This is a genomic window from Sedimenticola thiotaurini (assembly GCF_001007875.1).
Lineage (GTDB): Bacteria > Pseudomonadota > Gammaproteobacteria > Chromatiales > Chromatiaceae > Sedimenticola > Sedimenticola thiotaurini.
This window is the reverse complement of sequence record NZ_CP011412.1, coordinates 1,255,115-1,269,116: the sequence shown is the minus strand read 5'-3', so window position 1 is coordinate 1,269,116 and position 14,002 is coordinate 1,255,115. Positions and strand designations below refer to the sequence as shown.

Genomic DNA, 14,002 nt, shown 5'->3' with positions numbered 1-14,002 from the left:
AAGTAGTCTTCCCCCCTGATAGATCCACGGTTTTTAGCAGGGGACAGGTTTTTATGCAGGAGAGATTCGCCAACAGCCGGTATACACTGATCGGGCAGATGTTCATGATCGCACTGATCTGCTTTTTTATAACCCGGACGCTGCTACTGGTGGCGGTATTCCCGGAAACCGATCTGTCGATCATAGCACTATTAAAGATCTATCTACTGGGGTTCATTTACGACCTGGCATTCTACAGTTACGCTCTGATACCGGTCACCCTGTATCTGCTGCTGATTCCCGAGCGGTTCTGGATAACCGCCCTGAATCGCGGAATTGTACGTCTGGCGATCTTTGCCACCCTCTACGGTCTCGGTTTCATTCTGGTGGCGGAACTGCTGTTCTGGGATGAGTTCAGCGTACGGTTTAACTTTATCTCGGTGGATTACCTGGTTTACCGGCGTGAAGTGACCGATAACATTCGTGAGTCCTATCCACTGCCGCTCTATCTTGGTGCCATTCTGGTGGGCAGTTCCCTGGTCTACTGGTTGGTATCCGGCAGGATACGTGCGGCCCTGGATGTGCAGGAGAGTTTCCGGCACCGCGCGGCTTATGCGGGCGGTCTGCTGTTACTCCCGGTGTTGAGCTTCCTTCTGGTCAATCAGGATCTGCGCGAGTTCTCCGCCAACAGCTATCAGAATGAACTGGCCAGCAACGGCCCTTACCAGTTTATCGCCGCTTTCCGCAATAACGAGCTGGACTATTACAAGTTCTATCCGACACTCCCTGACTCCACCGCTGCCAAACTGCTGCAACAGGAGATTCGTCCACAGCAGGCGAACAGCCCCAGTTTTGATATTCGTCGGCCTATAGACAATCCGGGTTCTGAACGACGTCTCAACATTTTCCTGGTGATGGTGGAGAGCCTGAGCGCCGATTTCCTCGGTACTTTCGGCAATGCCGAGAACCTGACACCAAACCTGGATCGCCTGGCGGAGCAGTCCATGCTGTTTACCAATCTGTATGCCACCGGCACCCGCACCACCCGGGGGCTGGAGGCGGTCACCCTGTCGATTCCGCCGACCCCGGGGCGCTCCATCGTCAAGCGTATCGGGCATGAAACAAACCTTTGGTCGATCGGCAATGTGCTGAAACAGAAGGGCTATGACGTGGAGTTCATCTACGGTGGGCGGGGCTATTTTGAAAACATGAATGCCTTCTTTGCCGGTAACGGCTACGGCATTATTGACCAGTCCAGTACACCGGATGATGAGATGGGCTTCACTAATGCCTGGGGTATGGCGGATGACGATCTGTATAACCAGGCCATCAAAGCGGCGGATGCCGCCTATAGTGCGGAGAAGCCGTTTTTCTTCCACTTGATGACCACCACCAATCACCGGCCTTACACCTATCCGGATGGCCGGATCGACATGCCCTCCGGCAGTGGCCGTTTCGGTGCGGTTAAATACACCGATTGGGCCATCGGACAGATGATTGAGCAAGCGCGGAAAAAGCCCTGGTTTCAGGACACTCTGTTTGTAATCATGGCGGATCACACCTCCGGCAGCGCAGGTAAGGTGGCACTGCCGGTGCCGAAATATCACATTCCCATGCTGATCTACAGCCCGGAACATATCGCTGCACAAAAGGTGGATGCCCTGTCCAGCCAGATCGATGTAGCTCCTACGCTCCTGGCACTGTTGAACATGGATTATGAGTCTGCTTTTTTCGGCAAAAATATCCTCACCATGCGGCCACAGGATGAGCGGGCGCTGATCGGCAACTATCAGAAGCTGGGGCTCTATGCCGACAATCGACTCTCCATACTCAGTCCGAAACGGCGTATGACCCGACAGATCGACCCGACGGGTCCGGATCCCGTTGAAGCCCCTGTTGCTGTACCCGATACCCAGATTGAACGGGACATCGCCTACTATCAGGGTGCCAGCTATATCTATTCCCAGCATCTGAATGCCTGGGACTCCCCAACGGTCACCCGGTAATGCAGCAGAATGGCAATTTTATGCGCAACCATCTGGTTCTGCCGTTGCTGATGTTTACTTTAGTGGCGGGTTGTCTGGAGGTGAGCTCTCTGGACCTGCAGATCGCCGATCTGATCTACCAGGCGGGTGGGGCGGGCTGGACCCTGCGCGGAAATCCACTGTTGGCTGATATTCTGCACGATGATGCCAAGGCGCTGGTGAAGATGATTGGCATTGTGCTGCTGCTGGTTGCCGTGGTCAGCCAGTTTCTCGACTCCATGCGACCCTACCGCAGGGCGATCTGGTATCTGGCCCTGGTCATGCCCCTGTCAGGTCTATTAGTGGGTATAAGCAAGGATCTTACCCATGTTGACTGTCCCTGGAGTCTGTTGCGCTATGGGGGGGATCACCCCTACGTGCGGCTGTTTGAAGCCCACGCTGGCGAGTATAAATATGGCAAGTGTTTTCCGGCCGGGCACGCCAGTGCCGGTTATACTTTCCTGGCACTCTACTTTTTCTTCGCCCTGCTGCGACCCCGGTGGAAATTTTATGGCTTGGCAGTGGGCGTCTGCCTGGGACTGGTGTTCGGTATTACCCAGCAGATACGCGGCGCCCATTTTTTCTCCCATGATCTATGGACCGCCGCGATCTGCTGGTTCAACAGTCTTGGTTGGTATTGGTTTCTCTTCCTGAGAAAAAAGTCTCCGGTGCCAGAAGAAAATTTGCAGTTTCCCAATACGTCATGGCAACAACCCGGGACGGTGGTCAGTATGACTACCAACGAAGAATAAGGGTGCCTGAAGAGCGACCATAGTGGTGTCGATACCCCGGTGTGCTGTAATAGCGTGGAGGGGCTGGTCTGTGGTGATGGGGGCGATACTGTTTAGGTGGTTGATAGTGTTTGTATGGCGGGCGATGCCGCGGCTGATTGTGGTGGATACTCTTGCCGGTATAGTGTCGCCGATCAACCGGGCGGGCAGTCCATGTGACCTTCACAACTTCATGCTGGCTGCCGTGATGTTTTGCAGTAGCGCTCTTACCGTGGCGGTCAGCCGCCTGAACCTGTGCGACAGCTGCCAGTGATAAGGATGCGATAATCAATGTTCTGGTTAAAAGTTTCATTCCGTTTCTCCTCTCTGATTTCAGGGTACGGCTAAAGCATAAAGCCCGGTGACTGAATGCCACCTGAACGGGATTGTGGGTTTTTGCCATAAAAACCCTGTGGTTTGTCTTTTGTCTGGTAGCCCGTAAAGGGATAGATTAGAGCTACACAATCGGAACAGGAGCTTGGAGGCATTATGAATGAGCTGGACAGAATGAAATTGGAGGCGGCCGCTTTTCGGGGGTTGGTTGGCCATCTGCGAGAGCGGACCGATGTACAGAATATCGACATCATGAATCTGGCCGGTTTCTGCCGCAATTGCCTGTCCAAATGGTACAAGGCGGCGGCCGATGTCCGAGGTATTGAGCTCACGAAAGACGAGGCGCTGGAGGCGATCTACGGCATGCCCTACGACGAATGGAAGGCAAAATACCAGCGGGAAGCCACCCCGGAGCAGAAGGCGCAATTCGAGCAGACCAAACCGTTGCACGCCAAGATCAGCGGACACCTGTAGGGGAGGTGTTCCTCGCAGGTTGAATATTAACCGGGGCATTTCTGTGTCACACTGTCCAGCCCGGATAACGCCTATCCCTGCAGGGAATACCATGACAAAACTGAAGCTGGAAGAGATCCTTGAACGTCTGCAGAAGCTGCAGACAGAGCTTGAGCGGGAGATCGACCAGCTGCTGATTGAGAAACGGCGCCAGTTCCACTACTCACTTGAACAGGGCAAGGTCCGCTTTGAACAGAGTTTCAGGGCCCTGCACCGGCGGCAACGGGTGGGACTGTGGCGTTACCTGCGTGGTGCCAGGATCAGGCATCTGTTGTCTGCCCCGATCATCTACAGTGTGATCATACCGCTGGCGCTGCTCGATCTGATGATCACTGTTTACCAGCACACCTGCTTCAGGATCTACGGCATTCCCCTGGTACGTCGGGCGGACTATCTCTCTGTGGATCGACTGCAGCTCTCCTATCTGAACGCGATTGAGAAACTGAACTGCCTCTACTGCAGTTACGGGAATGGGGTAGTGGAGTATTGCAGAGAGATCAGTGCCCGTACCGAACAGTATTGGTGCCCGATAAAGCATGCCCAGCGGACCCCGGATCCCCATCATCTGGTGGAGAAGTTTTTCGATTACGGCGATGCGGAGGCCTATCGCCAGCGGTTGCAGCATCTGCGTCGGCAGTGGGATGAGTGCGAACCGGCCGACAGATCAGGCACGGGCACGGGTACTTGAAGGGATAGCCAGGTGGAAATACAGGATGGGCAATATTTTGCCCATCCTGCCATTCACTTACTGCTGCGGGCTGTTGGGCTGCTCCTGCATGCCGCGTTGCATCGCTTCCTGCTGGGCTTCTATCTGTTTCTGTGCCTCGGCACGACGGGCCTCCATATGTTTCTGCATCTCGGCGCGGTAGGCGTCCCGTTGCTTCTGCATTTCGGCACGGCGCGCTTCCATCTGCTTCATCCACTCTTCCTGTTGTGCGTCTGCAGCGGGATTGCTCCCGTGGAAAGGTGCCATGGGACGGGCGTAACCGGGCTGGTACGGGGCTGAGGGCTGAAACTGTTGACGCTGGGCGCGCATCGCCTCACGCATGGCCTGATGCCGTGCCTGCATCTCCTGCATCTGCTCCTGGGTCATGTAAGGCTGCGGTGCAGCGGCCGGACCCGGAGCATAGGGATAGGCGCCGGCACCATAGGGATAGCCGTAATAGGGGGCGTTATAACCATAACCGTTCCCGTTACCGTACATGTTGCCACGGCCACGGAAGCTCATGTTGAAGTCGCCGGAACCGTCGCCCATACCGTTACCGAATCCATTTCCGTTCCAGGGGTTTCCACCCCACCAGGCACTGGCGGTCATGCAGGTGGCGGTGAGGGCAATCGCAGCGATTACTTTGGATATTTTCATAGAATTAACCTTGGCGGGTTATTGGCAGAGTGGCATTGCTCATCTTCCCGGAGTTCATCCGTTGAACCCTGGGAATCCGAGACTCTGCACAGCACTTAAAGGGGATACTACAGTCGGCACGTCCCTGTGCCTGTTTACATCCTTGGATCATCAGATGATCGGTTATTGAGCTGGTGCCTGCGGAGCTACCGGTGCGGCAGGAGCCGGGTAGCCGTAAGGAGCCGGTGCGCCGTAACCGTAGGGAGCTGCACCGTAAGGGGCCGCGCCATAAGGAGCTGCACCATAAGGGGCTGCACCATAAGGAGCGCCATAACCGTAAGGTGCGCCGTAACCACCATAGTAGGGATTGCCATAACCATAGCCGTTACCACGGGTATAGGCATTGCTGCGACCGCTGAAGTTCATGTTGAAATCACCGGTGCCGTCACCAAAACCATCACCCATGCCATTCCAGGGACCACCGCCCCACCAGGCAGATGCAGTGGCGGAAGCGGACAACATGGCGACAACGGCAGCGATTTTTGCAAATTTATTCATGGGTATCTCTCCTGATATTTCTTAATTAAGTTTGTTTTTCGTCCTGTAAAGCGCTACAGCTCGCCTTAACTGAGCAACAGAATATAAGAAAATACTAAAATAGTAAATAACTATTTCAGAGAAAATAATAATTCCCTTTATTTTCAGGTGGTTGGTTTCTTCCTGCTGCGAACTATTGGTGAAATGTTACTGTTTTCTACCCAGCAGACAGGTGAATTTTTGCACCATGGGCAGTGAAACCGGTTGAATTTTCTTCCGCATTACCGAGCCCACTGCGTCTGTCAGACTGAGAATTGGGGTGAGTACACTGTCGTCCATGTGTGCCAGGAACAGCATGGAACGGATCTCTGTTTCCAGATCGGGCAGCCGGCTCCGCAGTTGCAGGAGGGGACCGTCGTCAGCGGTTATCAGTTGCTCCACCACCTGCTCGATCTGTTCCAGCTCGCGCAGTTCCTCTTTGTGAGTGCGGATATCCGAGAAATAGTTGCCCACCGCCCGGAACAGGGCACTCACCACGTCCTGGTTGGCCGGCCGGGTCAGTACGTCAATTACCGCGTTGGCAAAAGTCTGTCCCCGCTGGTCCAGCAGTTTTTCCAGAAAGCCGGCATAGGGATTGCCCTCCGCGGTCAGTGTCTGCAGGGTAGGGTGGTGGTCGGGCAGATCGTATCGGGCCGGCAATGGCTCAGGCAGTTGATCCGGTACGGTTTCCAAAAATCCGACCCGATAACTCTTTGATGAGCGGCCCCGGTTCCAGAGGCGCTGCTTCATCTCATCATCGATCAGTCCCGGCTGGAGTACCAGGCGCACGGTCTCCAGCATCTGCTGGGGTTCGGTCTCAAAGGGGAGATGCTCGACCAGAAATGCCGCCAGTTCCTTGGCCAGCGGGCCTGTTGCCACAGCGGGCTGCTCCAGCAGCCGCCTGGCGTACTCGGCCTGAGGTTCGCACCACCAGGCCAGGCAGGCCAGCTCGTGGCTCAGGCCGGGGGAGCAGACCACCGCCATGACCGCCTCCGGCTCGGCCAGTTTCAACAGGCTCGACATCCGGGCACTCTCCACCTGTCCCATGCGGGTCCAGCGCTGAATAAACACCGGGTAGCCACCGGGGGAACCTAATGCGGCGCCGGCCAGCAGTTCCCGAACTTTCTTCAGATAACGATCCGGGTTGCCGCCCGGGTGCAGCGCGACCTTCATCTGCTTGTCGCCCTTCTTGCCCAGCACCTCCATGCGATTCTCATCAATGCGGATAGCGTCGGCGTTGACAGCCAGAACGTTGAGACGCAGAAGATCCTCGTGTGTCAGGTCCATATAACCCGGACTCCTCAATTGAGTTGAATGCGTTGACCCCAGGGGATCTCCGCCTTGCCCTTGATCAGCCAGATCACCGGTATGGCCGGCTCCTGGGGCGGAAAATCCCCCTGGGCATCGGTAAAGTAGATGAGCAGGTCGGCGTGGGTCCCCTCCTGCTCGACCCATTCAAAGACCGGCCGGAAATCGGTATCACCGCCACCCTTGAACTCCCGTGGCAGCCGCAGTGGCTCCCAGGGTTCAGCAATCCAGGGGCCGTCGCTGGCCAGCACGGCATCGCAGGCGAGCAGGGTGACGCGGGCATTGGCCTGCCCCTTGATGGCATCGATTTCAGATATGAACTGGCGCATCTCTTCATGGCTGATGGAGCCGCTGGTATCCAGTCCGATCACCACTTTCAGTTCGTTGCTGCGCAGGCTCGGCAGTATGGCGTCGCCCTCCCGACGTGATGGTCGGGTCCAGTTGTAGTCCTCCCGGGCGGTGGCGGTCATGTATTTGGCCAACAGCATGCGCCAGGGCAGCTGGGGTTGCAGCAGGTGACCGATCATGCGCCCCAGTTCGCCCCCCATCTTGCCCGCCTGCATCGCCTGCTGGTGTGCCCCGGCTAACCGCTGGCTCCACTGCACCGCCAGTTGTTCCCGCTCGCCTGGCGACAGGGGTTCAGGTTGTGGAGCACCATCAGGCTTTGAACCGGACACCGTTTTGTTGCCGCCGGCGGTTTGGGTCGATTCGCTCTGTTGCGGCCGGGGCTGGTCAGCGTTTTTTTCAGAGGGGGGGTGATCGTCCGGCTGGCCACCGCCGCTATCCGGGTTGCCACCGGGATTGCTGTCGTTCTGATCGTAGATGTGGTGATCATGGGTGTTCATCTGATCGCTTTCAGCGATGCAGGGGTAGATCTCCTCGGCGGTCATGCCCTCAAATTCGGCCAGATTGAGGGCGCCCGGGCAGGGCTCCAGCTTTTCGGCCACCAGCAATGGGTTGATGGCCAGATCACAAGCGATATCCCAACGGTATTTGTCCCGGTGCATTCTGCGGGCGAAGTGGGACAGACCGCAGTGGAGCGCTTCGTGAGCCAGCACAAACTGGGTCTGCTCCAGGGTCAGGGCATTGATGAAATCGGCGTTGTAGTAAAAGGTCCGCGCATCGGTGGCGGTGGTCTGGCACCAGGTCGGGTCGGCCTCTTGCATCGGCAGACGCAATACCAGGGCACCCAGGAAGGGTTTGTCCAGGATCAGTCGCGTCCGGGCGGCGCTGAGTTTTGTTTCGATCTCACTCATCGTCTGGCTGTATCGCCTATCCGTCAGAGATCGTAAAGCATGACATCTGCCACGGCCTCGGCCCAGGGGGCGAACTCCGCCACGCCGAACAGATCCTGGCCGATAGCGCGGTGCATATCGGAAACCAGCATGATGCCCATCTCCCGCTGGGGGAACTTGCCGGCATAGTCCAGTATACGTCCATAGATCTGCTGCTCGTCAGCGCTGCCCCGGGCCTTTACCGCCCGTGCCACCAGGGCAGAGGCGACCGCATACTGCAGATCGATTTCACTCGGTACCAGCGCGTTGTCACCTGCCAGGATGGCATCGATGTCGGGCAGCTTGTCCAGGTTGTCGACAAACGCCGCCAACTCGATACCGGCAGCGGGCCCCACACAGGCCTGCAGAGTGTCGCAGAGCAGATCGGGCATAGCGCCAAACTTCTGCAGTCCACGGTGGGCGAACTCCCAGGAGCGGGGTGTGGGGAAAGCCACCGGGTTGTGGGCCGGATCAAAGTCGAACAGGCGCTCGGGGCGGAAACGCAGAAAAGCGATCACCCGTTCGTCGATGCCGTTGTCGTAGGCCCAGGCGACCCAATCGTCCAGGTGGGTGTCGACCTCAAAGTGGGTAAAGCGGTTGGCCAGTGGAGCCGGCATGGTATAGGTGACCCCCCGGTCACCCTGGCGATTGCCGGCAGCAAATATGGCCCAGCCCTCCGGTACGTCGTACTCCCCCAGGCGTCGGTCAAGAATCAGCTGATAGGCGGCGGCCGAGACACTGGGAGGAGCGGAGGTGATCTCATCCAGAAACAGAATACCCCGTTCGCCATGACTATCGACATGGGGCAGCAGTGCCGGTTCGGCCCATTCAACCCGTTCGCCACTGCGGAACGGAATACCGCGCAGGTCGCTTGGCTCCATCTGTGACAGGCGTATATCGATCACCGGTATCTGGTGGCGGTCACCCACCTGGCTGACCAGTTGTGACTTGCCGACACCCGGGGGACCCCAGAGCATAACGGGGGTGTGGTGGCCTTGTTCGGTACTCAGGTATTCACGGTCCAGGATGGCCGATATCGCGGCTGGTCGCATGGTACTCCCTTGGTTTTAAAGTAGTGCAGATACGCTGTCTGCTAATAACCTACCATAAAACTGGGATAATCAAATAATAAGAGATAGTGATACAAGCGCTGGTGAAGTTTATCAATATGACCGGACGGTAGCTATTGAGCCCGCACTACAGTGTACTGGCGGAAAAGGTGTCGCACAGCTTCAGATTGCCGCTCTGAAACCCCTTCTTGAACCAGGCGACCCGTTGTGCCGAACGTCCGTGGGTGAATGAATCCGGCGTTACGTGGCCCTGGGTCTGTTTCTGCAGTCGGTCATCGCCAATGGCGCTGGCTGCGGTCAGGGCCTCTTCGGCGTCACCCTCCTCAAGCAGCTGTCGTGATCGGTCTGCGTGATGTGCCCAGATACCGGCAAAACAGTCTGCCTGCAGCTCCTGCCGCACCGACAGTTTATTGGCCTCGACCTTGGAGAGGGAACGTTTTGCTTCGTGAACTTTGCTGGAGATGCCCAACAGGGTCTGCACATGGTGTCCCACCTCGTGGGCAATCACATAGGCCTGTGCGAAGTCACCGGGGGCCTTGAAGCGGGATTTCAGGTCATCATAGAAACTCAGATCGATATATACCTGCTGGTCTGCGGGACAGTAGAAGGGGCCACTGGCGGCCTGGCCCAGGCCACAGGCCGATTTGACCACATCCCGAAAAAGCACCAGTTTGGGCTCCTTGTAGGTGCCCCCCATCTGTTGGAACAGGGCATGCCAGGTGGTCTCGGTATCCGCCAGCACCACGGATACGAAGCTGACCAGCTCCTGTTCGGCGGCGGTCTGTTTGATAGGGCCTGCCGATTGGGAGTCGACGGACTGGATGCCACCGCTACCCAGCATGCCGCCGAGGTTGCCGGTGTAGAGGCCGTAGGCACCAAACGCCAGGATGGCAACCACGCCACCCTTAAAGCCAAACAGTTTGAATATGGTCGGTAGCAGGTTGAGCATGCCACCGCCGCCGCCAAGTCCGCCCATGGCCGGACGGCTGCTGCCTCGGCGATCCTCGACGTTGCTGCTCTGTTTCTGACCCCGCCAACGCATTGTGTTGCTCCATTTGTGTCGAGAAGAGGGTGACCTGTCGGTCATCTGCTAACCAATTCTGACAGCTTCTCATTAATCGGGCGGCAGCCAGTAGAGGGTAATGGTAAACCTTTGTTAAATCTATCCGGCGGGATTCAGCCGGGGACCACCTGAAGCTGGGCATTTTCACGGAATGCCAGCCAGCCGATCAGCAGCAGGCCAATACTCATGATAATAGCAGCCAGATAGAGTGAGCCGTTGTAGGTGCCGGACGTTTCAGCCAAGGTGCCTGCCAGTGCCGGGGCGATGATCTGGGCCACACCGTAGCTCAGGGTCAGCTTGCCCATGGGTTTGGCCGGTTTGGTTGGGTAGAACTTTCCGATCATGGTCAGCATTAAACTCACGATGCCAATGAAGGTGCCGCCGTACAGGGCGGCACTGAAAAGCACCAGTTGCAGGCTGGCATCGAACAGGGTCGGGAGCATGATGCCGATAATCTGCAGTCCGAAGGCGATGGCCAGTGCTTTCAGCTCCCCGGTCTTCCGGGCAATACGGTCCCAGATGAAGCAGGCGGGTGCGGCCGCCAGGCCCACCATCAGCCAGGCCAGCTCTCCATAACCCTGCAGCGCGGGCTCTGACTCCACAATGACCACTAAAAACGTAGCGCTTACCACATAACCGAAACCGGCGCAGAAGTAACTGCTGAACAGAATGATCAGCCAGTTGCGTCTGGGGGGAGCGTCTTCCATCCTGACACCGCTGTTGGTGAACGGCGTGCTGTCGGGCCGGGGCAGCCAGCCCCAGGCGGGGATAAACAGGATGACGCCGATCAGGGTCAATGCCAGCCACTGCTGATCCCAGCTGAGGTGGTCTGCCATCAGGTCAACGGCTACCGCACTCAATACAATACCCAGGCCCAGGCCACTGAAATGGATGCCCAGTTCCATTCGGTGGTTATGTCTGATCAGCCAGTTCAGAATCAGGCCTGATCCGATTAACAGCCCGGCTGCGCTGCTCAGTCCGGCCAGAAAACGCATCGCACCCCAGATCCAGATGTTTTCGCTAAGCCCCATCCCGGCCGTGGTGATCAGCGCCAGAATCAGGCCAATACGGTAGAGGGTGTCCTTCAGGTGCAGGTTGCTGATGGAGGCGGCGATCAGTGCCCCGGCCATGTAACCCATGTAGTTGAAAGTCGCCAGCCAGCCGCCGGAGGCGTCCCCGAGGCCGGCCTGGGATTGCATGATAGGTAGCAATGGTGTGTAGGCGAAGCGCGCTATGCCCAGCGACAGGATCAGGCTCATCACGCCGGCAAACAGGACTTTTATATGGGATGGAGAGTGAGGCATCAGTACTCCTGACGGGTTATCAGAGACCGTTATACTCGGCCTTCAACGAATTTCCTGATGGTGCCCTGAAAATAGTTTCAATGTAAACCATTAGTAATTTGAGGATATTGCTGGTTACGCGGGGTGAATGGGGATTTTGAGCGGGGGGTTATTGGAACGGGAACCACTGTCTGCTCCAGTGAGCCGGGGCAGACAGTTGGGGTGCGGTTTTCAGGCGGTCGCCGGTGGTTTCTCAGCTGTGCTGTTGCTGCAGTTCGACCCCGTTCAGAAACTGCGCGGTCTGTTCCTTGGGCATGGGTCGGCTGAACAGGAATCCCTGGGCATGGGGGCAGCCAAGCTGTTTCAGTTGTTGATGCTGGCTCTCTGTCTCCACCCCTTCCGCGATGATCCTCAGGCCCAGCTCCTTGGCCATGGCGATGATGGCGGTGACGATGGAGTTTCGGTTGTTAGTGGCGCGGATACCACTGACAAAGGAGCGATCAATTTTTAGTGTGCTCAGCGGTAGGGATTGCAGATACCCCAGTGAGGAGTAGCCGATACCGAAATCATCAACCGCAATGCAGATACCGGCGGCATGCAGTTGCCGCAGCTTGTTGATCACCTGATCCATATCCTGGATCAGAACATTTTCCGTGATTTCCAACTCCAGCGCGGAGCCGGGGATACCATGCTTCTCCAGGGTGTTGAAAACCTGCTGTTCAAAATCGGCTTGCGCCAGCTGTTTCGAGGAGACATTGACTGCCAGGTTCAACTGGTTATGTCCGGCCTGACGCCATTTTTTCAGTTCGGCACAGCCGGCATCCAGTACCCACAGGCCGATCTCATTGATCAGTCCGTTTTCTTCCGCCACCGGGATAAACTCGGTTGGGCTGATATAGCCGGCCTCCGGGTGCTTCCAGCGTAACAGGGCCTCCATGCCGGAAATCTCACCGGAGCGCAGGTCAATCTGGGGCTGAAAATAGACATGTAACTGCTCTTCATCTATAGCTCGTCGCAGACCGCTATCCAGCGACAGGTGTTGATCCACCATGGTCTTCATGTTGCTGGAGAAGAACTCGTAGCCATCCTTGCCGCGACGTTTTACATGGTACATGGCTATATCGGCATGTTTGATCAGGGTATCCATGGTCTCGCCGTCATCGGGATAGAGTGCAATCCCAATACTGAAACTGACGAACACCTCGACTCCATCAATGAAGATAGGCGTTTTGAGATTTTTCAGAACTTTCTCGACCAGTCGGGCCACGTCTTCCTTATCGGTGACTTCCGGTACCAGCAGGTTGAATTCATCACCTCCCACCCGGGCCAGGGTGTCGCTGTCCCGCAGGCTGTTGCGCAACCGGTTGGCCACGGTCTGTAACAGCTGGTCGCCGGCTACATGGCCGAGGGAGTCGTTGATGACCTTGAATCGATCCATGTCCAGGTACATCAGGGCCAGTTGATTGCCACTCCGCCTGGCCTGGGAGATGGCCAGTCCGAGCCGGTCCCGCAGCAGTGCCCGGTTGGGCAGCTGGGTGAGCAGATCGTGGTAGAGCTGGAAGTTGATGATCTCTTCCGCCCGTTTTCGCTCACTGATGTCCCGGGCTACGCCATAGGTGCCGACGTAACGCTTGCTATCGCCGTCGTCACTGTTGCTGTAGATCCCCATGGAATTCAGTTCGATAGAGACGGAGCGGCTCTCGAAATAGCGGCTGCCCTGGGCGTTATCCCGGCAGCGCAGTCTGAATTCAACGTTCCGGCTGGCCCGGTCTCCGGTGCGGCGTTCGGCAAAGGCGTATTTGGCCTTTTCGATATCCTCTTCATGCACTACTGCCGAGTAGTGCTGACCAATCAGTTCATCCTTCGGGTAGTCCAGTAGTTGGCTGATGCGATCATTGACGAAACAGAACCGACCGTTTTCGTCCAGCATGTAGATGATGTCGGGGGAGTTGTCGACGATGAATCGATAACGGTATTCGGAGGCCTCGAGTTGCTGGTGTACCTGTTTGAAGTCCCGCTCGAGGTTTCGTTTTTTCAGAACCTTTTCGATAATTCCGATCAGTTCGACTGGATTATAGGGTTTGCGCAGAAAGTCGTGTACTCCCTGCCGGAGGGCTTCGGTGGCATTGGCGAAGGTTGCTTCGCCACTGACGATGACCACATCGATATCGGGATAGTCGGCCTTCAGCATCTCCAGGAAATCGAGCCCGGAGATCTCCGGCATATTCAGGTCCAGCAGGATCAGTTCAATCGATTGTTGGCGCAGGATTTCCAGCGCGATCTTACCGTTTGCGGCAATAACACTCGAATGTCCATAGGCCCGGAGAAGATCACGAACGCTTTCCCGCATGCGCACTTCATCGTCCACCACCAGGATTTTGGGTTGCTCAGCCTGGGATGCTTGTCTGGTCCCGCCGGGTAACTGGGGTTCAAGATCACTCCCCAGCCAGGATTCCGTCGGCTTCAT

General features: G+C 56.8%; 12 protein-coding genes. 4 read left to right on the top strand and 8 right to left on the bottom strand.

All coding sequences use genetic code 11. The features are described 5' to 3' along the window. The first annotated feature begins 53 nt into the window (after positions 1 to 53). The 4 genes from AAY24_RS05655 (at position 54) to AAY24_RS05635 (ending at position 4,307) form a co-directional block, all read left to right on the top strand. Positions 54 to 1,985: an LTA synthase family protein gene (locus AAY24_RS05655; RefSeq protein ID WP_046858856.1), complete on the top strand. Its 1,932-nt coding sequence runs from the start codon at positions 54 to 56 to the stop codon at positions 1,983 to 1,985. Between the two features lie 20 nt (positions 1,986 to 2,005). Continuing rightward, positions 2,006 to 2,755: a phosphatase PAP2 family protein gene (locus AAY24_RS05650; protein WP_046861051.1), complete on the top strand. Its 750-nt coding sequence runs from the start codon at positions 2,006 to 2,008 to the stop codon at positions 2,753 to 2,755. 507 nt (positions 2,756 to 3,262) lie between these two features. Beyond that, complete coding sequence (locus tag AAY24_RS05640) at positions 3,263 to 3,580, top strand: DUF1244 domain-containing protein (protein WP_046858854.1); 318 nt, start codon at positions 3,263 to 3,265, stop codon at positions 3,578 to 3,580. 91 nt (positions 3,581 to 3,671) lie between these two features. Further along, positions 3,672 to 4,307 (top strand): hypothetical protein, encoded by a 636-nt coding sequence (locus tag AAY24_RS05635; RefSeq protein WP_046858853.1) that lies wholly within the window; start codon positions 3,672 to 3,674, stop codon positions 4,305 to 4,307. A gap of 57 nt (positions 4,308 to 4,364) precedes the next feature. On the opposite strand, the gene AAY24_RS19565 is transcribed toward AAY24_RS05635, so the two are convergent. The 8 genes from AAY24_RS19565 to AAY24_RS05595 form a co-directional block, all read right to left on the bottom strand. Next, entirely contained in the window at positions 4,365 to 4,982 is a 618-nt protein-coding gene (locus AAY24_RS19565) for a sulfur globule family protein (RefSeq protein ID WP_063370448.1), read from the bottom strand. A gap of 162 nt (positions 4,983 to 5,144) precedes the next feature. Continuing rightward, positions 5,145 to 5,519 carry a sulfur globule family protein gene (locus AAY24_RS05625; RefSeq protein ID WP_046858852.1) on the bottom strand — a complete coding sequence of 125 codons (375 nt, stop codon included), beginning with the start codon at positions 5,517 to 5,519 and terminating at the stop codon, positions 5,145 to 5,147. A gap of 186 nt (positions 5,520 to 5,705) precedes the next feature. After that, positions 5,706 to 6,824: a hypothetical protein gene (locus tag AAY24_RS05620; RefSeq protein WP_046858851.1), complete on the bottom strand. Its 1,119-nt coding sequence runs from the start codon at positions 6,822 to 6,824 to the stop codon at positions 5,706 to 5,708. A 14-nt stretch (positions 6,825 to 6,838) separates the two neighbouring features. Next, the gene (locus AAY24_RS05615; protein ID WP_046858850.1) at positions 6,839 to 8,101 is read right to left on the bottom strand and encodes a vWA domain-containing protein; all 1,263 of its coding nucleotides are present in this window, start codon (positions 8,099 to 8,101) and stop codon (positions 6,839 to 6,841) included. A gap of 23 nt (positions 8,102 to 8,124) precedes the next feature. Continuing rightward, complete coding sequence (locus tag AAY24_RS05610) at positions 8,125 to 9,171, bottom strand: AAA family ATPase (protein WP_046858849.1); 1,047 nt, start codon at positions 9,169 to 9,171, stop codon at positions 8,125 to 8,127. A 145-nt stretch (positions 9,172 to 9,316) separates the two neighbouring features. Continuing rightward, positions 9,317 to 10,231 carry a KPN_02809 family neutral zinc metallopeptidase gene (gene ypfJ / locus AAY24_RS05605; protein ID WP_046858848.1) on the bottom strand — a complete coding sequence of 305 codons (915 nt, stop codon included), beginning with the start codon at positions 10,229 to 10,231 and terminating at the stop codon, positions 9,317 to 9,319. A gap of 134 nt (positions 10,232 to 10,365) precedes the next feature. Continuing rightward, positions 10,366 to 11,556, bottom strand: coding sequence for a YbfB/YjiJ family MFS transporter (locus AAY24_RS05600; RefSeq protein WP_046858847.1), 1,191 nt, complete (start codon positions 11,554 to 11,556; stop codon positions 10,366 to 10,368). 232 nt (positions 11,557 to 11,788) lie between these two features. Then, positions 11,789 to 14,002 (bottom strand): EAL domain-containing protein, encoded by a 2,214-nt coding sequence (locus AAY24_RS05595; protein ID WP_052761087.1) that lies wholly within the window; start codon positions 14,000 to 14,002, stop codon positions 11,789 to 11,791.